Source organism: Sphingomonas faeni (assembly GCF_040407565.1).
In the GTDB taxonomy this organism is placed as follows: Bacteria; Pseudomonadota; Alphaproteobacteria; order Sphingomonadales; family Sphingomonadaceae; genus Sphingomonas; species Sphingomonas faeni_F.
This window is the reverse complement of the sequence record NZ_JAPZPR010000013.1, coordinates 76,371-98,574: the sequence shown is the minus strand read 5'-3', so window position 1 is coordinate 98,574 and position 22,204 is coordinate 76,371. Positions and strand designations below refer to the sequence as shown.

22 protein-coding genes are annotated in these 22,204 nt (G+C 60.3%); 10 read left to right on the top strand and 12 right to left on the bottom strand.

Annotation, left to right across the window (positions count from 1 at the left end):
- Positions 1-220: 220 nt before the first annotated feature.
- Entirely contained in the window at positions 221-553 is a 333-nt protein-coding gene (locus tag O6Y00_RS20535) for a hypothetical protein (protein ID WP_353444386.1), read from the bottom strand.
- A gap of 376 nt (positions 554-929) precedes the next feature.
- Here O6Y00_RS20535 and O6Y00_RS20530 point away from each other — a divergent pair, with 376 nt between their 5' ends.
- Together O6Y00_RS20530 and O6Y00_RS20525 are read left to right on the top strand one after the other, a co-directional pair.
- A complete protein-coding gene (locus O6Y00_RS20530; protein ID WP_353444385.1) occupies positions 930-1,805 on the top strand; it encodes a hypothetical protein in 876 nt (291 codons plus the stop codon).
- 63 nt (positions 1,806-1,868) lie between these two features.
- Positions 1,869-2,441 carry a hypothetical protein gene (locus tag O6Y00_RS20525; protein ID WP_353444384.1) on the top strand — a complete coding sequence of 191 codons (573 nt, stop codon included), beginning with the start codon at positions 1,869-1,871 and terminating at the stop codon, positions 2,439-2,441.
- Between the two features lie 131 nt (positions 2,442-2,572).
- On the opposite strand, the gene O6Y00_RS20520 is transcribed toward O6Y00_RS20525, so the two are convergent.
- Positions 2,573-2,992 (bottom strand): DUF6386 family protein, encoded by a 420-nt coding sequence (locus O6Y00_RS20520; RefSeq protein WP_353444383.1) that lies wholly within the window; start codon positions 2,990-2,992, stop codon positions 2,573-2,575.
- 320 nt (positions 2,993-3,312) lie between these two features.
- Between O6Y00_RS20520 and O6Y00_RS20515 the strand changes: the two genes are divergently transcribed.
- Positions 3,313-4,041 (top strand): hypothetical protein, encoded by a 729-nt coding sequence (locus O6Y00_RS20515; RefSeq protein ID WP_353444382.1) that lies wholly within the window; start codon positions 3,313-3,315, stop codon positions 4,039-4,041.
- Between the two features lie 241 nt (positions 4,042-4,282).
- On the opposite strand, the gene O6Y00_RS20510 is transcribed toward O6Y00_RS20515, so the two are convergent.
- Complete coding sequence (locus tag O6Y00_RS20510) at positions 4,283-4,780, bottom strand: MucR family transcriptional regulator (RefSeq protein WP_353444381.1); 498 nt, start codon at positions 4,778-4,780, stop codon at positions 4,283-4,285.
- Between the two features lie 190 nt (positions 4,781-4,970).
- Here O6Y00_RS20510 and O6Y00_RS20505 point away from each other — a divergent pair, with 190 nt between their 5' ends.
- The 6 genes from O6Y00_RS20505 to O6Y00_RS20480 all read left to right on the top strand — a co-directional run bounded on the left by O6Y00_RS20505 (position 4,971) and on the right by O6Y00_RS20480 (position 10,582).
- Positions 4,971-7,223 carry a ParB/RepB/Spo0J family partition protein gene (locus tag O6Y00_RS20505; protein WP_353444380.1) on the top strand — a complete coding sequence of 751 codons (2,253 nt, stop codon included), beginning with the start codon at positions 4,971-4,973 and terminating at the stop codon, positions 7,221-7,223.
- Positions 7,224-7,318: 95 nt separating this feature from the next.
- Positions 7,319-8,227, top strand: coding sequence for an ArdC family protein (locus O6Y00_RS20500; protein ID WP_353444379.1), 909 nt, complete (start codon positions 7,319-7,321; stop codon positions 8,225-8,227).
- Between the two features lie 30 nt (positions 8,228-8,257).
- Positions 8,258-8,881 (top strand): DUF6927 domain-containing protein, encoded by a 624-nt coding sequence (locus O6Y00_RS20495; protein ID WP_353444378.1) that lies wholly within the window; start codon positions 8,258-8,260, stop codon positions 8,879-8,881.
- A gap of 11 nt (positions 8,882-8,892) precedes the next feature.
- Entirely contained in the window at positions 8,893-9,084 is a 192-nt protein-coding gene (locus O6Y00_RS20490) for a hypothetical protein (protein ID WP_353444377.1), read from the top strand.
- Positions 9,075-9,230, top strand: a complete 156-nt coding sequence (locus O6Y00_RS20485) for a hypothetical protein (RefSeq protein WP_353444376.1) — start codon at positions 9,075-9,077, stop codon at positions 9,228-9,230. The genes O6Y00_RS20490 and O6Y00_RS20485 overlap by 10 nt, the downstream gene beginning before the upstream one ends.
- 1,163 nt (positions 9,231-10,393) lie before the next feature.
- A complete protein-coding gene (locus tag O6Y00_RS20480) occupies positions 10,394-10,582 on the top strand; it encodes a hypothetical protein (protein ID WP_041394287.1) in 189 nt (62 codons plus the stop codon).
- Between the two features lie 243 nt (positions 10,583-10,825).
- Here O6Y00_RS20480 and O6Y00_RS20475 read toward each other — a convergent pair whose 3' ends face one another.
- The 6 genes from O6Y00_RS20475 to O6Y00_RS20450 all read right to left on the bottom strand — a co-directional run bounded on the left by O6Y00_RS20475 (position 10,826) and on the right by O6Y00_RS20450 (position 18,267).
- Positions 10,826-11,512, bottom strand: coding sequence for a ZIP family metal transporter (locus tag O6Y00_RS20475; RefSeq protein ID WP_031393017.1), 687 nt, complete (start codon positions 11,510-11,512; stop codon positions 10,826-10,828).
- Between the two features lie 3 nt (positions 11,513-11,515).
- Positions 11,516-14,749 carry an efflux RND transporter permease subunit gene (locus tag O6Y00_RS20470; protein WP_353444375.1) on the bottom strand — a complete coding sequence of 1,078 codons (3,234 nt, stop codon included), beginning with the start codon at positions 14,747-14,749 and terminating at the stop codon, positions 11,516-11,518.
- Between the two features lie 3 nt (positions 14,750-14,752).
- Positions 14,753-15,922 carry an efflux RND transporter periplasmic adaptor subunit gene (locus O6Y00_RS20465; protein ID WP_353444374.1) on the bottom strand — a complete coding sequence of 390 codons (1,170 nt, stop codon included), beginning with the start codon at positions 15,920-15,922 and terminating at the stop codon, positions 14,753-14,755.
- Complete coding sequence (locus tag O6Y00_RS20460) at positions 15,919-17,184, bottom strand: TolC family protein (RefSeq protein ID WP_353444373.1); 1,266 nt, start codon at positions 17,182-17,184, stop codon at positions 15,919-15,921. Before O6Y00_RS20460 ends, O6Y00_RS20465 begins: the two co-directional genes overlap by 4 nt.
- A gap of 65 nt (positions 17,185-17,249) precedes the next feature.
- Complete coding sequence (locus O6Y00_RS20455) at positions 17,250-17,585, bottom strand: hypothetical protein (protein ID WP_353444372.1); 336 nt, start codon at positions 17,583-17,585, stop codon at positions 17,250-17,252.
- 19 nt (positions 17,586-17,604) lie between these two features.
- Entirely contained in the window at positions 17,605-18,267 is a 663-nt protein-coding gene (locus O6Y00_RS20450) for a cation transporter (RefSeq protein ID WP_353444371.1), read from the bottom strand.
- Between the two features lie 69 nt (positions 18,268-18,336).
- Here O6Y00_RS20450 and O6Y00_RS20445 point away from each other — a divergent pair, with 69 nt between their 5' ends.
- Complete coding sequence (locus O6Y00_RS20445; protein ID WP_435368657.1) at positions 18,337-18,747, top strand: MerR family transcriptional regulator; 411 nt, start codon at positions 18,337-18,339, stop codon at positions 18,745-18,747.
- Between the two features lie 54 nt (positions 18,748-18,801).
- On the opposite strand, the gene O6Y00_RS20440 is transcribed toward O6Y00_RS20445, so the two are convergent.
- The 3 genes from O6Y00_RS20440 to O6Y00_RS20430 are packed head-to-tail and all read right to left on the bottom strand — an operon-like array spanning position 18,802 to position 22,192.
- On the bottom strand, positions 18,802-19,572 hold the full coding sequence (locus O6Y00_RS20440; protein ID WP_353444369.1) for a site-specific integrase: 771 nt from the start codon (positions 19,570-19,572) through the stop codon (positions 18,802-18,804).
- Between the two features lie 36 nt (positions 19,573-19,608).
- Positions 19,609-21,054, bottom strand: a complete 1,446-nt coding sequence (locus tag O6Y00_RS20435) for a hypothetical protein (RefSeq protein ID WP_353444368.1) — start codon at positions 21,052-21,054, stop codon at positions 19,609-19,611.
- Positions 21,047-22,192 carry a tyrosine-type recombinase/integrase gene (locus tag O6Y00_RS20430; protein ID WP_353444367.1) on the bottom strand — a complete coding sequence of 382 codons (1,146 nt, stop codon included), beginning with the start codon at positions 22,190-22,192 and terminating at the stop codon, positions 21,047-21,049. Before O6Y00_RS20430 ends, O6Y00_RS20435 begins: the two co-directional genes overlap by 8 nt.
- Positions 22,193-22,204 lie beyond the last annotated feature (12 nt).

The window sequence follows — 22,204 nt, the reverse complement described above, 5'->3', positions numbered from 1 at the left end:
CGGCAGGGGCCGAGATTCCATTCGTCTAAGATCCTACCATTGCCGTTCGCGGTCGGCACTGATTGCTTCCCGTTTCGGCATGCGCCCGGTTTTCAAGACGCTGCTCGCGTTCCCATTTCTTGATCGATTCCGAGAACGCCGGTGCCTTCTCACTGACGGTTCATAGTCGGGAAGTCCGGATTGGTGGGTAACGCCCCGCTGGCGGACAGTCGCGCGGCTGCTACTTATAAGCGGCGAACGGCCCGAAAAACACAGCCCCGCTCTCAACTAAAGCCGGTATCTGATTTTTTGTTGGAAGCGACAGCGCGAACTCCGGCCAGACCTGAGCAACATACTCTCCCCAACGATCGGTTGGGATTTCACGGACTTGGCCTTCGATGTCCTCAAACACGTATTTTCTGATCTTTATCGCGTCGACACCCTTTTTGACGGCCGTGAGGTAATCAGAAGCTCCAACATACGTCGGAACAAGTGCACCATGCTTACCCTCAGGCAGATCACACCCGTCACCACGGGTGACCTTCATCGTGAACTCATAAAGCTGATTGGTCACTCATATTCCTCTTTTCATAGCCGGCGCAACCCGATCGCCTTATCGACCGTCGAAGCTATGTTTGTCTCGATGGACGACCAGATGATTGGCGTTTTTCTTGTCGAAGCCGAGGGCTGAATAAGCCTCTCGTTCAAAATTCCCGAAACTCGATCCCTCTGGGAATGCTCCGGATCGCCGTTCCTATTCGTGAGCTAGCGGATGGCCGCCTAAAAGCGGCCATAGAATTCGTCGATGAAGAGCTCCGAGCACGTGGCCACAGGACCCATCGCTAAAAAGTAGAGGCGCATCGCTTACTATGAGAAGAAAATGGGCGGTTCTTGCCCCGATCGCGGTAGGCACGCTTGCGCCTACCGTCATGGCAAGCGAGGCGGGGCATGTGATCGACGTACCGCCAAATGGCAAGTTGCAGGTTTCGGTAAACGGCCAAACCCTAGACACCTTTTCCGGCTCTGGAATGCCGTCAGTGCTGTCGCTGAGACGCTCCGTCGCCTTAGGCCTGTTTGGTCCCAATGCAGAGCAAGAACGAGCCAAGGCCGCGCGGCGCTTCCAGTTGATATCTGTATCTCGGAATCCGGATAACAAGGTCGGTCCGATTCTGGTCAAAGGCTACACGCAGAACGCTGATCTGACCGTCGGCTCCCATACAAGCAGAGTGGCCACAAAATGGTCGCAGGCAGACGCGTATGATTTTGCGGACGGGCTGGCGGGACCCTATGCGCTGCCGGCACCTGTCGTGCGATACCGGTTGCGGGAGGCGAACGGGGCGGAACGTACAAGCTCAATTCCTCTGCTGCCCGACACTTGGTGGGTCGCTGCAACGTCCAAGATGATCGGGGGTAAGTCGATCAAGTTCGCGTTCGCGCCTCAGTTTGCCACCACCGTTGCCAGCGCTGCTGCCGGAGCCGCCATCAGTGAGGAACTTGACGGAGCCCTTAGTGGTACGCCGCAGCGAGTTATGATCTCGCACGGCGTCGAACGTCCGGCTCGCGTGATGCGATTGAGCCGAACGCTGGATTTAGGGCCGGTCAGCATTGATCGGCTGTTGGTACGCACCGCTGATTTCGGAAGCGCCAACTCCATACGAGACGAGGAACCTGATCCGTCTGAAATGACCGACGACATTGTCGTCAACGGGAAGCGCAAGCCATCTCGGGCAGCATACATCGTCTATGTTGGTGCTGACGTACTTCGCGGTTGCACGTCAATCACGTACGACAAGCCCCGGCATCTCATTCATTTGATGTGTAAATGAGGTTGACCGTCCAGCAACATGTTGGGCGTCCCTAAGCGAACCTGCAATAAACAAGGATATGCGATGATCGTAGCAGCGCTTGCTCTTGCCGTACTGGCTCCCGCCGATGGTACGACCCAGTGCCAATATGATCGATCCGCCATGTTGGCGCTCGATCTTCCCGCGTTCGATCAGGATATGAATGGGGGATGGCGGACGCTCGAAGCAAAAGGCTGTGCCAAGGAAGCTGCTGATCTGATCCGGGTCTGGCGGGAGGCGCATGGAAGCATGGGACCTGCCGATACCCTCCTCTCTTGGCATGAGGGCCAGCTACGGGCCGACGTTGGCCAGTATGCTGACGCTATCAGGCTTTTCCAAACGGGAAGGCATCCCGCAGCAGACGATGCGAAGTGGGGATGGAACCTCTACGTGGACGGAAGCATCGCTTTTCTTCGAGGAGATCGCCGGAAGCTGGAAGCTGCTCGTGCGAAACTCGCAGGTCTGCCCCGCCCGGCCGAGGTAAAGGACGCGGTCGGCCCGGACGGCAAACCAAGAGCGGTTCGCTGGCCGATGAACATTCGCGTTCTCGATGGCTTCCTCCACTGCTGGGGGCAGAGCTACAAGGTCGCATATCGCTGTCCCGTGCCGACCCCCTGATGCAAGAAGGGGCACTTGCGGAGACACCCGCCGCTTTCCCATTTTTCGATCGATTCCGGGAATGCCTGGGCCGCCTTCATCGTCATCCCCAATCGAGAAAAGCTTGAATCGGTAGAATCGCGCAAGCAACATTAGAATATGCTGATTGGTTCCGAGACATTGTTCTCAAACGCGAGAGAGCGGGTGAAGCTGAATCGTAGGCGATCGTCGCTCCGTTCTATGCCTACCGTGTAATCGCCGGGCTCGAAATCGAGGAACATGCCACCGTATCGCGGCTCTGGTTCATCCCCGCCACCCGTCAACATCTCTCTCGGCCCTACGAAGATGCGGCCACTAGGAAATGAAAGTGAGTAATTTTGAGCAAGGTCAAACCCCTCAACGATGTCTAGATCATAAAAACCATCGCTTCCTAGGCCCACTATAAGCAGGTTCCGTCTCCTGATTTCGATTAGTTCTTCCACTGGATCAGCCCACCAATCCACATCGTCGTCAATCCGATGCTTCAACCCTCCCAGATCGTAAACGACGATGGTGCTCGCGTGACCCTGCAAATAGTTGATGAGCCAGTGACGACAGGCATATCTGCGATATTACCTTGGTTGGACAATCCCTCGTACGTCAACGCACCGCCAATGATCGTCAATGACGATGAGACATTGATCGCAATGACTCGCGGAAACTTTATTAGAAAATAGGGCGAGGCGGCATTTTCCCATTTCTCGATCGATTCCGAGAACGCTCTGGTCTTCTTGATCGCCGTTCGTTTGAGGGAATGTCGGTTTTTAATAATTTATCATGCTTTATCGGCACCGTGGTGCGGATGGAGGGCAATGATGAGTGATACCGTTTGGCTGATTGTAGCAATCCGACGATGCACACCAGCAAGAGCGTTTTGATGCGTCTTGTATTTATGGTCCTCTGCGGAAGTGTGGTGGCAATGCTGGCTGGATGTGGCCTGATCTACCCATCGGACCGACTGCGGCAGCGAATAACGGTGGAGGTCGAAACACCCCAGGGCGTGCGTACGGGCAGTTCGGTGGTCGAAACCGAAGTGCAGGAAGGCAAAAGCTGGGGCGATGCGTCAGGTATTCAATTCACGCTCAAGGGCGAGGCGGTGGCAGTCAGTTTACCAGGCGGGCGGACGCTGTTCGCGGTTTTGCACGGAAGCGGTGATACATTTCGAGACGATCCAGCGAGCTATCAAGTCCGGCTATTGTCCGACGCACTTAGGGCTGGCGCGCAAGCAAGTGTGCGGGTGCCAGTTCAAGGACTTAACTTGATGCAGGCACGCGCAGCCGCCAAGCGAGCGAAAGTAAACCTGACCCTGCCGAGAAATCTGTATCCGACGTTGGTAACGTTTGCAGACCCGACCGATCCTAGGAGTGTTGAACAAGTAGTGCCGACCGATCTTGCCGCAACGTTCGGGCCCGGGGTGCGGCTCAAGCGAATTACTGTGGCGGTAACTAATGATGCGGTCACGACGGGGATCAGTGCGCGGCTGCCTTCGTACGATTCAGTTTCTGATGAATGGTTCAGAAATCTGGTTTACGGTGATCCGCGAGCTTTTTATCTTTTCGACTTTCAACAAGGGACCAAGTAATTTTGCGTTAGACGCAAACAGGGCCATTCCCGAAACTCGATCCTTTTCGAGAAAGCCAGCAACGTCACTCGACGGCATCTATCCTACCTTCCTCTCCAAGCCGAACGGACCGCACTCACCCGTCGTTGCCGTTCGCTCCCGGCGTACACGCAACTCACGTTCGTGATCTGACCCCATCGACGTGAAACGGCTGAAGGTCTCAGCGCATGGTATTCTCCCATGCGCTGATCCTCACACCTGGTTATTCAGCGTCGCCCGTTACCGCGGGCTTCGTGTTACGGCGTGGCTTGGCAGCGGCAGGTTCAGCGGCCTTTTGAACCGTCTGGCCGGGCTTACGACCCAGACCGATCTTCTTGGCCATGGCGCGACGGCTCTCGCTGTAGGTTTCCGCAACCATGGGATAATCCGCCTTGAGATTATACCGTTCGCGGTACTCCGCCGGGGTCATACCGTTGGTAGCGAGATGACGGCGCAGCGTCTTGTAAGGCTTGCCATCAATCATGCTGATGATGTGATCCTTGCTCGCGAGCGACTTTCGCGAAGTCACAGCAGGCGTGTACTCCTGCGCGGGCGCTTCCGGAGCATCTACGCTCTGCTCACCGCCGAGCTTGGAGACAGCCGCATGCATCGACTGCAGAAAGGCGGGGACATCATCCGCCGATGTCCGCGTATTTGGATTGCTCAACCACGCAATGGTCAGCTCAGTTGCGAGTTCGATAGAGTTGGTATCATCAGTCATCATATTTCCGGACGTAGATCGAAGGCTGTTGGGGATCGATGCTAGATAGTGCGATTGCGATCTCAGACAATACTTAATCAAGCAATATCATAGAGCTGCACCGAGTTATCCAAAGCGGCAAGGAGAGAGAAGGGGGGAGGGAGATGGTGTCCGAAGAAATCGGATGCTCAGAAACGAAGGGTGATTTCCCATGATCCAGTCCGTGAAACTCTCGAAGCTCCGCCTCTCTGCCAGCAACGTCCGCACCGCGCCCGATGAATCGCTGCAGATCGAGCCGTTCGCAGCCGATCTCGAAGCCCGCGGCGTCCTCCAGAACCTGCTCGTTACTCCGGTCTCGCGGCCACGCGGGACGTTCGAGGTGTTCGATGGCGGACGGCGCTGGCGTGCGCTCAACATGCTGGTAGCTCGGGGCGTCATCAATCCCGATGAGTATGACGTGCCGGTACGTGTCCTGAAGGGTGACGATGCCGAACTCACCGAAACCTCGCTCGCGGTCAGCTTCCATCACATGAAGCTCAGCCCGGCCGAGGAATGCCGCGCCTTCCAGCATTTCCTGAACGGCAGCACCGATATCGACGCTGTGGCCAAGCGCTTTGGCGTTACCCGCCGCTTCATCGACGGTCGGCTCCGCCTGGCCGATCTTGCCGAGCCGATCTTCTCTGCTCTCGCGAACGGCGAGCTGACCCTCGACATGGCCAAAGCCTACGCCTCGACCGGCAGTCACGAGCGTCAGTTGCGCGTCTGGCAGACCTATAGCTCGATGGTTCACTACAATGCCGACGCCATCCGCCGCGTCATCGCCAACGACACGATGCGGGCCAACGATCCGATCGCCCTCCTGGTCGGCGTCGAATCCTACGAGGCCGCAGGCGGCGTCGTCGACCGCGACCTGTTCAGCAACGCCGGCGAGCGCTGGACCAACCCCGAGATCGCACAGACCCTCGCGGCCGCGATGATGGAAGCGGAAGCCAAGCGTATCGGAGAGGAACGCGGTCTTGCCTGGATCCGGCCTGTCGCCAGCCACAGCACTTGGGATGCGGCTCGAAGCCTCCACCGCATCGCCCTGCCGGTCCAGCCCATGTCGCCGGCCGAGGCACAGCGCGTCGACGAGATCGAGCAGCGCATGGGCGAACTGCAGCAGGAGATGGAGAACGACGAGCTCACCGAAGAGGCGTTCACCGCTTGCGACGCTGAGCATGATGCGCTTGGCGAAGAACTCGAAGCGCTGAAACGTCGCCCCTCGGTACTCCCCGCTGAACTCGTGTCGCGGGTCGGCGCGTTTCTGACGCTGTCGCAGACCGGTACGATGGTCCTGGATGAGACCTATTACAGCGAAACACCGATCCGCGTGACGGTGGTCGAGCCGGAGCCGGTCGAAGGTGATAACGGGGAGACCGACGAGACGGACGACGGGGTTGCCGACGACGAGGGCGAAGGCTCGGAACGGGTCCGGGCGGAGCCGACCTTCCGCATCGAGGAAGGCGCGGCTCCGCCGGTGACGGCAGGCAGTCCCAAGGAGGTCGACCCCGATAACGCAGCGCCGGGCGGCAAGGCACTCAGCCAGGTCCTGAGCGACCAACTCGCGATGCAGCGTCGCGATGTCCTGGCGGCGTCGTTGATCGCCAGTCCCGGCCTGGCGCTGGACTATATGCTGTTCGCTATGGTGGATGCACGGCGTGGCACCTCGTCGAACGACGGCACGACGATCAGCGCCAATGCCCCGCAGGATCCGATCCTGTCGACCAACATGCCGGGATCGCGCGCGCGCGACTACCTCGCCGAGGTACGGGACGGGCTCGATGAATCGTGGGGCGAGTCCGACAACAAGGTCATGCGGTTCGAGGCATTCCGCGCGCTCGGGGACGAGGTGAAGAGCGCATGGCTGGCGTACATTGTCGCGACGTCGCTGGAGGCCAAGGAGTCCTACGGCTCCAATCGCCAGAACCCGCTCCACGGCCGCATGGCCAGCATCCTCGAGGTCGATGTCGCCAGCTGGTGGCGTCCGACGTCGGAGAACTTCTTCGACCGGGTTTCCAAGGGGTCGTTGATCTCGCTGCTTCACGAGGTCGGAGGCCCAGCGCTGTCGAGCCGCCACGCCAGCGAGAAGAAGACCGAGATCTCGGCATCCTGCCAGAAGCTCTTCGCTGGCGAAGCGATCGTCGAGACCGACGTCAAGGAAGCTGCCCTGAAATGGGTGCCGACCGCGATGCGCTTCAGCGACACTGTCGTCGCGGGTGAGAGCGAAAACGACGGCGGGGAGGGCGATCTCGCGGACCTGATCGAGGCGGACAGCGACGACACCGGCGAGGACGATCTTGCCGCTTTGGTCGGTGACGGCCCGGACGATGTCGGGACGGACGGGGTCGAGACGAATGGCAGCGCCCAGACCGAACTCGATCACCAGAACGATGACGATGTGAACGAGATCGTCGCGGCCGAATAGCGGCACGACGGTTCAATTCTGAGCAGCCTCACTGCCGGCCCGCGACCTCGCGGCGCCGGCAGTGCCTTTTCCTCACCGCTAACGAGGACAGCGTCATGACCGCTACAACCCGCGACATTGCGGCCGACATCACCGCCGCCATCATCGCACGGCTCGAAGCCGGGACCCTGCCGTGGCAGCGCTCCTGGTCGGTTACCGGCGAGGGCGGCAGGCCACTGCGCCACGAGGGCGTTCCGTACACCGGAATAAATGCCCTGTGGCTCTGGGCGACCGCCGACACCTATGGCTATCGCAGCCGCTACTGGATGACCGCCCGTCAGGCCCACGAACTGGGCGGCGAGATCAACCGTGATGCGAGACCATCGTTCTCGGTCTATGCATCGACCTTCCGCAAGGCCGGAATGCCCAATCTCCTCGGCGCTACCGCCGACCAGATGATCCGCTTTCTGCGCTCCTATGTCGTCTTCAACGCCGACGAAATCGTTGGCCTGCCGGACTATTACTATCCACGCGAGGTCGCACCGACCCCTTTGCTGATCTCAGAACGGCAGGATCGCATCGACGCCTTCTTTGCCGATATCCCGGCCAAGGTCCGTCACGGTGGTGACCGTGCCTTCTTCCACCCGACGTTCGACTATATCCAGATGCCGCACACCGGTAGCTTCAAGTCAGGCGACGCATACGCATCGGTTCGCGCGCACGAGACCGTCCATTGGGCAGGCCATGCCTCCCGGCTCGATCGTACCTTCGGGAAGCGCTTCGGCGACAACGCATATTGCGTCGAAGAATTGGTCGCTGAACTCGGCTCGGCCATGATCTGCGGCGATCTTGGCCTCCCGACAGAGCTGCACGACAGCCATGCCTCCTACCTCGCCAACTGGTTGGGGGTGTTGCGCGCCGACAAGACCGCGATCTTCCTGGCCGCGACTAAGGCCGAACAGGCCTTCTCCTACCTTCGCGCCTTCTCGACCGAGGCTGCAGCAGAAACGCGGCTCGCCGCATGAACCGGAGAACACGACATGGGTTGGCTCTCGATGACCAGCGCCGGCATGGCCGGCCACCCGAACCCCAAGGCCTATCTCGACGACCAGTTCACCTACAGCCGTGCGCTGGATGGTGGCGGCACGCGAGGGCTGCGCGTTATCGACAGCGCGTTCGTCGGAAACCGCGTCTGGTACGCAGCAGCTGAGATCATTTCAGACGACGAGCCGCTCTACGTCATCGCACTGGTGTGTCTGGTCCGCTGGAACCCCAAGGCCAGGGACGGATACGTCTTTGCGTACAAGGACATGGAGGAATCTATGGGCCCCTGCGAGGCCGGATGCCCTGCCCGGATTCTGCGTCTCCTGTCGCCGACCAGCAAAGAGAGCGCGCTGGATTGGCGGCGCCGTTGCCTCGCTCGGCTAAGGCTGCACGTCCGCAAAATCGATAACGGGATGCGGATCAAACTTCCCCGCCCGGTTTCGTTCAGCGATGGCCATACCGGCACCGAGTTCATCGTCGTGAAACGCGGCGAGAAGATCACCTTCCGGAGTGACAAGGGGCACGGCCACTACCGCATCTCGCACTTCCGCGACCTGGCCTGGTCTGTCGTCCCCGAAACCAAAGTTCACCGCACCGTCTTCGCGGCCCCTACCGCGTATGCGACACCAGCATAATGGATATCCCGATGTCTGCCGACACTCCCCTCTCGCCGCTGCGCCGTATCCTGTGCAGCAGGTCCAACGCCGTCAGGGTCGCCGCATGGATGCGCCTTGACGGGATCCACACCGACATCGTCGCTACGGACGAGCCGCTGCAGCCGTGGCTGATCGTCGACACGACCGTCGGACTGATCAAGGACACCCGCGCATGCGCCTGACCCTTGTCATCGCTCTTGCCCTTGCCGCCTGCGGAAGAGCCGCCTCCCAGGCCGAAGACCCAGCGCTGATCCGCGCCGACGGACGCGCGATCGACGGTGACACCGTATCGTTCGACGTCAGGATTTTTGGCAAGTTTATCTCGTGATTTATCTCTGTGGTTGCTGATGAGGCGGTTCAGGCCGGTCGCCGCGCTATCCCAAAAAGCTGGCGGTGGCCGGCCTGAACCGCCTCATCAGCTTTCACGCGAAGTCGGAAACCGGCTTAGCACCGCGCCGTCCCGCGAGGGTTGAGAAACGGGATGCCGATCACTGGCAGTGAATCTGGAGATCCCGATGTCATCACGGTGCCTCCATATCGTGCGAGACGGAAATGCCACTTTGGAACTCAAACAATGCAACGCTCGACTCCACTGTTCCCTCACCAGCTAGTCGATTGCATAGCGACAGGGCGTGATCCTTCCATTTTTGAACTGGAAGGTCTTGCCGAGCGCATCTGGACGGAGGGGGCAACGAGCCGTTCGGCATTCTCGTGGAACGGGTTACCTCCCGCGAGCGTGGATCGGGTTATCGCGCTGCGATCGTCATTACTGGCATTGCGCGGAAGCGATTTGCGTTGAACGGAAATCTGCCAGGTTTTCAATCTGGTTCGGTCCTTTTAAAATCTGTCGATGTTGAAGCGTACATATGTCCCGGCGAAACGCCACGGCGTTGAATCAAAGGCATATTGGAGCTTGTATTCAGTTGATGGCGACTGCTGGCTACCTGTTACATTCCGTTCTGAACGAGAAGCGGCAGAAGCAGTCCAGGTGGTCAATTGTGCGCATCGCAATCTCGCCAACGTACCGGAAAGGTGAGTAAAGTCCGCTTAGTGTGGCAAACCGCTCCTGCGACATTGTGCATCACGAAGTGTGCTTCTAGATGCATCCAATGAGACGCCGGGCTCGCCCATTATCCAAGATATTGCATTCCATGGCGTTTTTCGTCCTGGCAGTGATGTTGCTGGTCCGGCTTGGCCCGCTCTGCGAGACAATGGCGATGGCCGCGCCTCCGGCTGCGTCCGCGATGATGGACTGCGCCAGCAAATCAGTAGGCGCTCCCATCAAAAAGGCGCCTGCGTCGGCCTGCGCCATACCTTGCGTTGCAGTTGCCGGCGAAACCGTCGAGCATATCGAGCTGGTTCCGTCCTCCCGTCTATCGCCTTGGCCGGCTCCACAGACCGGCCTTTTGGGCATGGCATACGCTCCGGCGACACCCCCTCCGCAAACCGTGTGACGTCGAACACCATCACACGCAAATTTCGGAGAATATCATGACCAAGTTCAAGCTCATCAGCGCTGCCTTCGCCCTTACACTGTCGACTGGCGCATTTGCCGCTGTCGCCAATTGCTGCGCCGACATGGCGTGCTGCAAGGACGGTGCGGACTGCTGCAAGGATGGCGCAAAAGCCAAGGCTGCTGACTGCTGCGATCATGCCAAGGGCGGCATGAAGCACGGCTAAAGGATGGATAGGGGCGGGCAACCGCCCCTATTTTCTAGTCTGCATCTACGCGGCGCGGCACGCCGTCCCGCCACGGCCGCTGCGGCGAGCGGAGAGTTACCCTCAGGGTTGAAGCTCTTCCCCGAACCGCATCCATCGTTCGTCCCATCTCGCGTGCGATTATCGGCAGAGTCTGCCTGGCCTCGACACGCCAACGAAGGTCGGCGTCATCATCATCGGTCCAGGACGTTCCACGTCGAGTGGTCAGCCCAATACCTCCTCGATCAGGAGTAATCCCAGAAACCCGATGAAAAACATCGCGCTGATAAGCGGGGTGTCTGGCTTCTCGTGCGCTTCAACCAACAGCTCTTCCGTCACGAGGTAGAGCAGCGCCATTAGACCGAAACTGAGAAACCCGGCGATGACGACGGGCGGAAACGTCGCAACGGGGGTCGCTATCGCCGCACCGATCGGCAGCAACAAGGCGATCCCCATCGTAATCGCGATGATCCGCGCCTTGGACTTGATCGTCTCGCCCAATTCGGTCGTTACGGTCAGTCCGAGAAACAACACCTCCAACGTCAACGCGATCGTCAGCAACACCCCGGCCTTCCCGCCCGCGACGAACGCCAATCCGAGAACAAGCCCGTCGATCAGGATATCGACTGCAACTGCCCCGAGCATCGCGATCGGTCCACTGGCGCGACCCTCAAGGGCTTTGAGCGACAGCATCACGAGGATGCCTAGCGCGCCGCCTGTGAATGTCGCGATCGGCGAGCCTTCGTGCATCACCTGCGGCAGGATCTCGGCAGCCGCTGCGGCGAACACGACTCCTGCCGCCAAGTGCTGCATGGCGCTTACGAAGGCATCGCTTGGCCGTCTCGATACCGCGAATAGCGAGCCGATCAGTACGGCAACGACGGGAATAAGCGTGAAGGCAACGGCCTGCATAGCTTAGGCCCTCACGCTGTCATGAGCCAAAGGCGGCAGTTCGATGTATCCCCCCGATGGGACTGGCAGCTCGCGCCGTCCGAAGCGAGCGTAGAGCGTCGGCAGCACGAACAAGGTGAGCAGGGTTGCGGATATCAGGCCACCAATCACGACGGTCGCCAGCGGCTTTTGCACCTCGGCTCCAGCCCCATGCCCAAGCGCCATCGGCACAAAGCCAAGCGACGCGACGAGGGCCGTCATTGCAACCGGCCGGAGCCGTGCCAGAGCGCCTTGATGCGCCGCTACCGCACCATCCATGCCTTGCCGCATCAGATCATGGATGGACGACACCATGACCAGCCCGTTGAGGACCGCGACCCCTGATAGCGCGATGAAGCCGACTGCCGCGGAAATGGAGAACGGCATCCCTCTTAGCACCAGCGCAAGGATGCCTCCGACCAGCGCCAGCGGAACGCCGGTAAACACGATCAGCGCATCCCTGACGGAGCCAAGCGCGCCGTAGAGCAGGAACATGATGACCACGAAGCAGATCGGCACGACAACGCTGAGCCGATCGCGGGCAGATGCCAGGTTCTCGAACTGACCGCCCCATTCGAGGTACGTGCCGGCCGGCAATTTCACCTGAGCGTCGATGGCTGACCGGGCATCAGCCACGACGCCGGCCACGTCTCGATCGCGCACGTTGGCCTGCACCACGACGCGCCGCTTGCCGTTCTCGCGGCTGATCTGGTTGGGACCATCGACCACGGCGATATCCGCCACAGTCGATAGCGGTACGAAGCCGCCACTGCCGGTCGGCACCGGGACCTGAGCAACCGCCGTCAAATCGGATCGCGAGCTTTCGGCCATCCGGATCACGACGGGGAAGCGACGATCGCCTTCAAAGATCACGCCAGCCTGTCGGCCGCCAATGGCTGCGGCAACCGTGTCCTGCACGTCACCGGCCGTTACCCCGACGCGGGACATGGCAGTACGGTTTGGCCGGATATCGAGCATCGGCAAACCTTCGGTTTGTTCAACCCGCACGTCTGCTGCACCCCGCGTCTTTCGAAGGATGCCGGCGATCCGATCTGCGGTCGCGTTCATCTCTCCAAAGTCATCGCCAAAGACCTTGATCGCGATATCGCCGCGCACGCCCGCGATCAGCTCGTTGAACCGCATCTGGATCGGCTGAGTGATCTCATAGGCGTTGCCCGGCAAAGTGGAGAGGCGCTTTTCCAGCCGCTCCACCAGCTCTTCCTTCGATAAACCGGGGTCGGGCCACTCCTTCTTCGGCTTCAAAATGACGAACGTGTCAGTCGCGTTAGGCGGCATTGGGTCCGATGCGATTTCGGACGTGCCAGTGCGGGAGAAGGCGAAACGGACCTCAGGGGCCTTGGCGAGTGCCTTTTCCACCTGGAATTGCATTGCCTGGCTCTGATCGACCGATGTGCCGGGGATGCGGACCGCCTGCACGAGAATGTTGCCCTCATCGAGCTGCGGCAAGAACTCCTGCCCCAATGTCGTGAAAGCGGCCCCGGCGAGTGCCAGCGCACCGATCGCGACGCCAATGGTGAGGGTGGGTCGGCGCATTGCCGCATCGAGTCCCGGCTCATAGCGCTGCCGGAGGAACGTGACGACGCGGCTTTCCTTCTCCTCGACCCGCTTGCTGAGCCAGATCGCAATCGCTGCCGGTATGAAGGTCAGCGAGAGGATGAAGGCAAACACCAGAGCGATGATGACCGTCAGCGCCATCGGCTCGAACATCTTGCCTTCGACACCCGTGAAGGTGAGCAACGGCGCATAGACAAGGATGATGATAGCCTGCCCGTACACCGATGGGCGGATCATCTCGCGCGCCGATGCCGCGACAATCCCCAGACGATGCTCGATGGTCAGCACGTCATCCCGACCATGCTGCGCCTCGCCCAAACGCCGTAATGCGTTCTCCACGATAATTACCGCGCCATCCACGATCAGACCAAAGTCGAGCGCACCAAGGCTCATCAGATTGGCGGAAACGCCCGCCTCCAACATGCCGATGCTGGTCAGCAGCATCGTGATTGGAATGACGCAGGCCGCGATCAGCGCCGCACGGAAATTGCCAAGCAGCGCAAACAGAACGACGATCACCAGCACCGCACCTTCGGCAAGATTGCGGGCAACCGTCGAAATCGTAGAGTTCACCAGCTCGGTCCGGTTCATGACCGGCTTCACAACAACATCGACCGGCAACGAGCGGCCGATCTGCGTCAGCCGTTCGGCAACGCCCGTCGATACCGTGCGGCTATTCTCCCCGATCCGCATAACCGCGGTGCCGACGACAACCTCATGGCCGTTTTCTGACGCCGATCCCATGCGTAGTGCCTGCCCGGTGCGAACCGTCGCGATCTGGTTGAGCAGGATCGGAACGCTCTCGCGCGTGGCAACGACGGTACGGGCAAGCTCATCGGCGTTACGGACACGCCCATCTGATCGAACCGCCAACCCTTCGCCGTTGCGGTTGACCACGCCAGCGCCTGCGCTGGTATTGTTGCGCTGAAGGGCGGTGGTGAGATCCTGAAGCGTCAGCCGCATTGCCGCCATGCGCTGTATGTCTGGAATAACGAGATATTCCTTGGTGTAGCCACCAAGGGAGTCGACGCCAGCAAGCCCGCCCGTGCTTTTGAGCTGCGGCGTGACGATCCAATCCTGCACTGTGCGCAAGTAGGTCGCTTTGTCGGCGTCGCTGACGAGGTGATCCCCCTCGGGGGTGATATAGCTGGCATCGCGTTGCAGGCCGGGTTCGCCGTTGCGGTGATGAACCTGATCCAGCTCTCGGTATTCGACGGTCCACATGAAGATATCGCCAAGGCCCGTAGCGATCGGCCCCATTTCCGGGTTCACGCCTTCGGGAAGGTCTTCCTCAGCGGTTCGCAGGCGTTCTGCGACCTGTGCCCGTGCAAAGTAGATATCCGTCTTTTCGCTGAAAACAGCTGTGATCTGAGCGAAGCCATTGCGGCTTAGCGAGCGGGTATATTCAAGGCCGGGTATACCGGCGAGCGAGGTTTCGACCGTAAACGCGACCTGCTTCTCGATCTGATCGGGGGAAAGGGCAGGCGCAACGACGTTGATCTGCACCTGATTGTTGGTGATGTCGGGAACGGCGTCGATCGGAAGCTGACGTAGCGCGCCAATCCCGAGCAATGCAGCCGCGATGGTGAGAAGCAGGACGAGCCAGCGCTTCTCGACGGAGAGGGTGACGATGCGACCGATCATGGCTCAGTCCTCATCCCCGCCCGCACCCTTGCCGAGTTCGGCCTTGAGCGTGAAGCTGTTGGTGGAAGCGATGCGCTCCGAGCCGGTAAGGCCTGCCGTTACGGTGACCTGCCCGCCATTGGTGCGGCCAAGCGTCACCGGAATTGCCCGGAAACCTGTCGCCGTCCGGACGAACACAAACGACTTGTCCTCGATCATCTGCACTGCGGCCGATGGCACGGCGACGGTGCGGTCCCCGGTCGCAGGAACGAGGATCGATACGTTGACCGTCTCACCAACGCGCCATGTGCTGCCGGCGTTGTCGAGGGTGGCGATCACCGGCACCAATCGGGTCGTCTCGTCCAGAATGGGGGACACGAACGTGACACGTCCCTCCTGACGCCGCCCCGGCGCTGTCACTTCGACACGCACGCCGGGTTTCACCCGACCGGCATCGGTGGGGACGAGTGATGTGGTGACAGTGACCTTCGACAGATTGGCGACGCGGAACAGTTCTGCATCGGCCGCGACTGCCTGCCCGAGGGTCGCCGATCGCGCGATCACTTGGCCGGCGATCGGCGAGCGGACCGCGATGCGGTTGAGCGCGCCGCCTCCGCTGCCCGTCGCTGACAACTGCTGCTGCGCCAGGCGAAGGGCAATGTTAGCCTCCGTTGCGGCCGTTCTTGCTGCGACCAGATCCTGCTCCGGGGAAACGCGTTCGGCGAACAGGCGCTGTTCGCGGCGAAGGTTCGATTGGGCGAGTGCGGACCGCGCGTGCGCGGCCTCTACCTCCGCTTTCAGTGATGCCGCTTCCCGGCTTTCGATGATAGCCAGCGGGTCTCCACGGCTGACTGACTGCCCGAGATTGCGGGTAAGGGAAACGAGCCGACCGCCTACGGAGGTGGACACAACCTGCACACCTTGAGGATCGCCCTCGATCGTTGCCGATAGCTCGATCGCTCCGGACACGCCGCCTACTGTAGGACGCGTAACCTCTATCCCGGCATCCGCGATCTGCTGCGCGGACAGGGTGACGATATCCTTTGGACTCTCCTTGGCTTCGCCGGCCTCGACACCTTCGGTCTTCTCGGCTCCGGCCTTCTCACCGGCCTCGCTGTTGCCACCCCCGCCGCACCCGGCAAGGAGGATAGCCAGGGTCACAGGCGCGAGCGCCCGTATGATGATCTTCGTCATTGATTGGTTTCCTCGGGCGAGGGCGCAGCGGCAACGAGCCGTTCGAGGCGTGCCTTGGCGTCGTGATAGGTGGCGAGCGCATCGATCGCGGCGGTTCGTGTTTCGGACAGGGTACGTTCGGCATCGAGCAAATCGAGCTGCCCGAACTTGCCCTCCCGGTAGCCGATCCGGGCAATACGAGCGGCTTCGCTTGCCGATGCCAATGCCGGCCCGCTGGCGTTACGAGCGGTCGTCGCGGCATTCGCGACGTTCGCCTGTGCGCTTGCGATATCCTGCGCGGTATCCAGCTCGGCGACGCGACGTAGCGCCTGCGCCTGATCGGTCTGCGCCCGCGCCTGCGCCACTGCCGCCTTGCCGTTGTTGAACAGCGGAAACGGGATCGACAGCCCGAACACTGCTGCCACGTCGTTCGTAGCCTCAAGCCGGCGTGCGCTTGCGCTCAGTGTCACGTCGGGAATGCGCTGCGACCTGGCAAGCCGCACCTGTGCCTCTGCCGTTGTCACGTCCGCGCGCGTCGCCGCCAATGCCAGCGTCCCGGCAGTCTCAATCGGCCGCGCTGGACCAAAGCCCTCGACACGGCCGAACCACGCCAAATCCAACGGTCCTGTGAGAGGTTGGCCGATCCGTCGGGCAAGATTGCTCCGCGCAACCTCGGCAAGCCGTTCTGAGCGCTCCACAGCTGTTTCCGCGTTGATCCGCAATACATCGGCGCGCTGCTGTTCGAGCGGCGATGCTCGCCCCGCCTGAACACGGACACCGGCTGCGCGCGATGCCTCGCGGGCGATGCCGGCCTGCTCGCGCGCTGTCACAAGTCGGCGTTCCGCCGCTGTCGCTTCGATGTAGAGCTGAGTGACGGCAAGCCGTAGATCAGCTTCGGCCAACGCCGTGCCTATCCGCGCTCGATTGCCAATCGCGTCCGCGACGGCGATCCGTGCCGATCGTTTGCCACCCAACTCGATCGGTAGTGCCAATCCTGCCGTTGTCTCGGCGCTGCGAAGACCGCGATATTGACCGCTGCCGGCAATGTTCTCGGTCTCGGCGACGATCGACGGGTTCGGCCGGTAGCCGGCAACCGTGCGGCTTGCTTCTGCTGCCCGGACGCCAGCCGTGGCAGCCTCAAGGCTTGGGGCGCTGGCTCCGGCAAGTGAAAGCGCCTGCTCAAGGGTGAGCGGGGGACTGGTCGATGTTAGATCGGCTGACTGCGCCTGTGCGATCGACGCGCACGACGCCACGGCCAATAAGGCCGCAATAAAACGGTGCATGGGTAACGGACTCCTGACGAACCTTGGGCGTCCGCACGGGCTTTCCCGGCGGAATTAGGCGTTGGTCAGGCTTGAGGAGGACGTAGGGCTGGGTCCGACGCTACCGGGGCCTTGGCCGCATTGCGCCACACCGATGCAGTCATACGAACGCTGCTGGCTGGTCCGGTTGAATCGGATGCGATCGGCACGCCGACATGATGGCCGTGGCAACCGCCATGATGGTGAGGATACGCCTTGTCGGCGTCTGCCGGCACTTGGTCGGCATCGCCGTCGCAATGATCGAGGGAGCTGACCGCTGTGGTATCAACGCACGTCACGCCTTCGGTCGCGTGCGCGACTGATCCAAGCCCGAGCATAAGCACGAGCATGAAACTGAGGAACATGGCGGAAAGGCGGTGCATCGGCCCGCGCCTTAGCAGCTTACCGACTGCCATGTAACGACTGCTGGTAAGTAGCGGGGGCGGGTGAGGGCTCGCTACGCATTTCGGCGCGCGCCTGCCGCATGATCTGAAAACCGCCCGATATTCCCAACACCGCCATCAAGGCGGCGACGGCAAGATCAGGCCACGCACTGTTGAGGCCGAACACGCCGCCTGCGGCCAGTACGACGGCGACGTTGCCGATCGCGTCATTGCGAGAGCAAATCCATACCGACCTCATGTTCGCATCACCGCTTCGGAAGCGGTACAGCATGACCGCGACCACAAGGTTCGCGATCAGCGCCGCGATGCCGACTACGCCCATAATTTCGGCATGGGGCGTTGCGTCGTGGAGCGCACCCCATCCCGCTGCGAACAGGACATAGACGCCTAGCAAAGCAAGCGTCGCCCCCTTCAACATCGCAGCGCGTGCGCGCCAGGCTATCGCCATCCCGGCAACGCCAAGACTGATTGCGTAGTTCGCAGTATCCCCGAAAAAGTCGAGCGCGTCGGCTTGCAGCGCCTTCGATCCACCCGTGATGCCGGCTATGATCTCGATAACGAACATGCCGCCATTGATGGCGAGCGCGATCCATAGCGCACGCCGCCACTTGGGGTCGTTGAGAGTGTCCGCCTTGTCGGACGCGCAGCTTGTGCAGGCCATATTCGCCACCTCGATAGAATCGATCTGACAGCCTATATGCACCCTCTAGTCGCTAGAGGGTCAAGTGTCGTGTCTGAGAAACTGACGATCGGAAAACTGGCCGGTGCGACCGGTACGAAGGTCGAAACGATCCGCTACTATGAGCAGATTGGCTTGCTGCCGGCACCTGCGCGATCGGCGAGTAACTATCGGACCTATGAGGGCACGCATCTGCGCCGCCTGTCCTTCATTCGGCGTGCACGGGATCTTGGCTTTTCAATCGACCAGGTGCGCGAGTTGATGGGGCTTGCCGACCGCCGCGATCAGTCCTGCATAGCCGTGGACGTGATTGCCAACCAGCACCGGGATGCGATCACGCGCAAGATTGCGGATTTAACAGCCTTGGCTGGCGAGTTGGATGCACTGATCGATTCCTGTAGCCGGAACACCGTCGCCGACTGTCGGATCATCGAAGCGCTCGGTCCGGCTGCATCAGCATAACTGTCATTGAACTTTCCTGTGCTCGCTTACCGGGCGGCAGGTTTTGCGAGACATTCACGTCATCAAAGCGACTTCCATCGCCTGCGCAACGTCCACCGACAACTCGTTGGCGCGGCGCACAGCTTGGTCGAGCCGAGCCAGTTCAAGACGCCGGGAGGCGATCTGACCTAACGGCTCGTGCCGAGCTTCGGCTCGAGCAAGCTCGCGTGCGTGATTGGCGCGCATCTTTTCGAAGAGGGGAAGGGCAGCTTTTTTCGGCTGCGCATGCACGCACCCGAGGCAAACGAGGCCCTTTGGGCAATGATCGCCTGCTGGCAGCGCGCAGAGGTGAGTCCCCATGTCACGCAATCCGCAACTCCGCTCCAGAGCGGTCCATTCCTCCGCTGTCGGTGCTTTCAAGACTTCTGGACCGTGAACGGTTTGATAAACGCCTCGAACGTGGCGCCGATATTCTTCGACAAGCGTACCAGGATAGAGCTTTGCATAAATCATCACGGTGTCGAGCCGCTCGTGGCCCAGCAGTGCTCGCAGGACGTGTGGCGGGGTACCGTTATTTAGATGCTCCGAGGCAAACACGCGCCGGCAATCATGTGGAGCGATGTCGAGCCGACTTCCGTCATGTCGGCGAGCTCCTGCCTTGCGAGACAGCTCAACCAGCCCGGCCCTGATGGTGGACCTTCCAATCATATGAGGCCGAGTGCGGCCTTGAAAGAGATAGGGCGCTCGAGGGAGCGGCTGTTGCTGATGGAAATCGAAATGATCGATCGGGGGGACGTGATCCAAACCGTAAAAGCGCTTCACGTGAATGATGATTTCCGACAGCACTTTGCCAAGAGAGTCTCCGATCGGGATCAACCTGGCTTAATCAAATTTAGAGGGCTCAACATGTAGCAGAAAATAGGCTCGCCCGGAGTTATCGGTCCGGCGGAGGATGTCAAAGACGGTGAGGTTATGCGCTTCCTCTATGCGTAAACCGCTTTGAACGAGAAGTTCGATGAACGCCCAGTTCCAGAAAGCTACAGCCTCTGACCGCAAGGCTTCTCGGCTGTCATCATTGGGAAGCCGGTCCCGTGCCGCCTGCCATTGCTCGTGCGCGAGGGCTCGCACTCTCGGCATTTCCCTCTCCAGATCAATTATCCGGCGCGTCATTGCGGCTTCTTGCTGACGAAAAGCTTGCGAGATTTCCGGCACCTGGGTTTCCCGGAAGGTTAGCGGCAGGGCGGGCGGCGCGTAATCTCGAAAAGGGGACTCCTCCTCACTAGACCAAGTAGAGATGTCGCTAAAGAATGTGCGGGCGGTAGCAAGATCGTGATTGGCTGTCGTGCTGCCGTGACCCACCCCGCTAGGGCTGGATCGGCAGTTAGCCCGCGCGGATGCGAGGGTGTGTGGTATATAGGCTTGGATGTGCTCGGGCCGGATGGCCGCTGTGGAGGCTATCTGGGGATAGCAGGCCTTCATGAAGCGCCAAAATCGGGCAAGTCCCTGCAGCTTGCTCCTCAATGTCGAATATCTTGATGAGATGCGGACCTGATACGCCTCCAGGTATAGTCGGGTAACCTCGCGATACTCTTCGGGAAGTTGTCGCGCGCGTACCATCTCCGCCAAGGTGGGTGCGACGACAGGACGCCGTTCACGCACAATCCCGCGTAGCGGTGTTCGGTTGAAGACACCCATCGTGCACAAGGCGGCATCGAGAGCATCTGATCCAAACTTGAAGCGGCGTTTATGCTCACCACGCCGGTGGAGCAGATCTGAGTCTTGGAAATCGCTTAGGGACCAGTAATCGTTGATAAGGACAGTACGGGTTGCAAGATGCAACGCGCTGGCGCGCACTGTTTGCGAATACGACATGTTTGGTAGGTTAGTGACCGCAACAGCAAGCTTCTCGAGCAATGCACGCAGCGGGGCGTCTGGAGGAAGTAGCAGGCGGACCCAGTTCAAAGCTCTGTATCCGCCAAGAAAGTTGTCTGACGGCACGACCAAGCGTAACATTAGTGGCGTCAGGAATATGCTATTCCTGAACCGTGCCGCAGTTAGATCCCGACCTTTGACGTTCTTGATCCAAAACGGCTCAAAGCTCATCCAGCGATCCGCTAGCGTTTCCCCTTCGAGTTGATCAAGATGGTCAAAGAAATGGCCCACCCCTTGGGTGATTAGATAGGCCTGGGGGTTGCGCCTGTTCCGGACCGCTGCCGTATTCAAATGGTTAGCCCAATCAGACACTAACTGTTCCAGTACCTCGCGATCGTAACACGCCGAGCGGAGATTTTGCACATATGCGCGATCGGGCCATTGCCGCTCACTCATGCCCAGCGTCCTTAAAGAGGAGTTCCAGTTCTGCCAGCGACTTACTATCATAGGCGAAAGCATAAGCCGTTGAATCATGATCTTCTCGCGCTACTGTTGTGCGCTGTTCGAGATCGTGGATCGCCCGGACCATCCTCCCTAGCGGGACATGGACATAGGTCGCGGCAGTGGTTTCCGGGGAGGAATGAGCCAGGAATGTTTGCACCAACGCCAGGTTATCTGTCGTATCAAGTAATCCTTGGGCGAATGTATGCCGATAGGAATGGGCTGTTACCTGGCGTACACCGGATCTTTGCCGCAGGTCTCGAAACATCGTTTCGAACGTTGCATAGGTCAGGGGTTTTCCCCTCCCTCTGCGGAAGCTGATCCACGCCGCTGAGTGATCCGCCGGGGGCCGCTCGGTCCGGAGATACTTACTGTAGATAGGCCAAAAGGCCTCGCCGACCGGGATAATGTGCGAACGCCGCGAGCCCTTCAGCTGAACGGTTATCATCCTTCTGAACGGGTCGATATCACCCAACTCCAAGCCAAGGATGCCGTGACGACCATTCACGTCGCTCCAGTCGCCAATTCGCTGCCCGGACCACTCAAGAAGCTTCAGTAGCGCTTGATCGCGCAAACTCCGGGCGGAATTGAAAAGCGACGCGATCTCGAAAGCATCGAGTTGCCGATGGATTGGCCGCGGAACGCGTCGTCTGAGATCAGCCCGAGCAAGTCTTTGACGTACGTGCATCGGCTTGGTTCGTTCACTCTGCAAAGCAACTGGAACAGGGTTCCTCTTGCCGGCCCAAACCGGGTTGTCGATGTGAATATCGATCAAGAACCGGTAAAAGCCTGACAGCACAGTGAGACGATGGTTGGTCGTCGCCGGCCCCGGCGAGGACCCTTCACTACGATATGCGGCGATGTATTTGGCGATATCGCTTGGGGTCATATGCTCAGGCAGTCCGCCTCTCGCCAGTACCCACGAATGAAAGTGAACCAGGCCGAGGGCGTAGCTTCGAACAGTGTACGGGGAACGACCGTTGAGGACGAGCCAGCGAAGATATGCGGTGATGTCCGCCGGCTTGTTCCCTTCGGCGCCTACGACGCCGAAGGGAACAAGCCCCGGTTCACGGACAACACTGAACTCGGGCATATGCCGACTCCG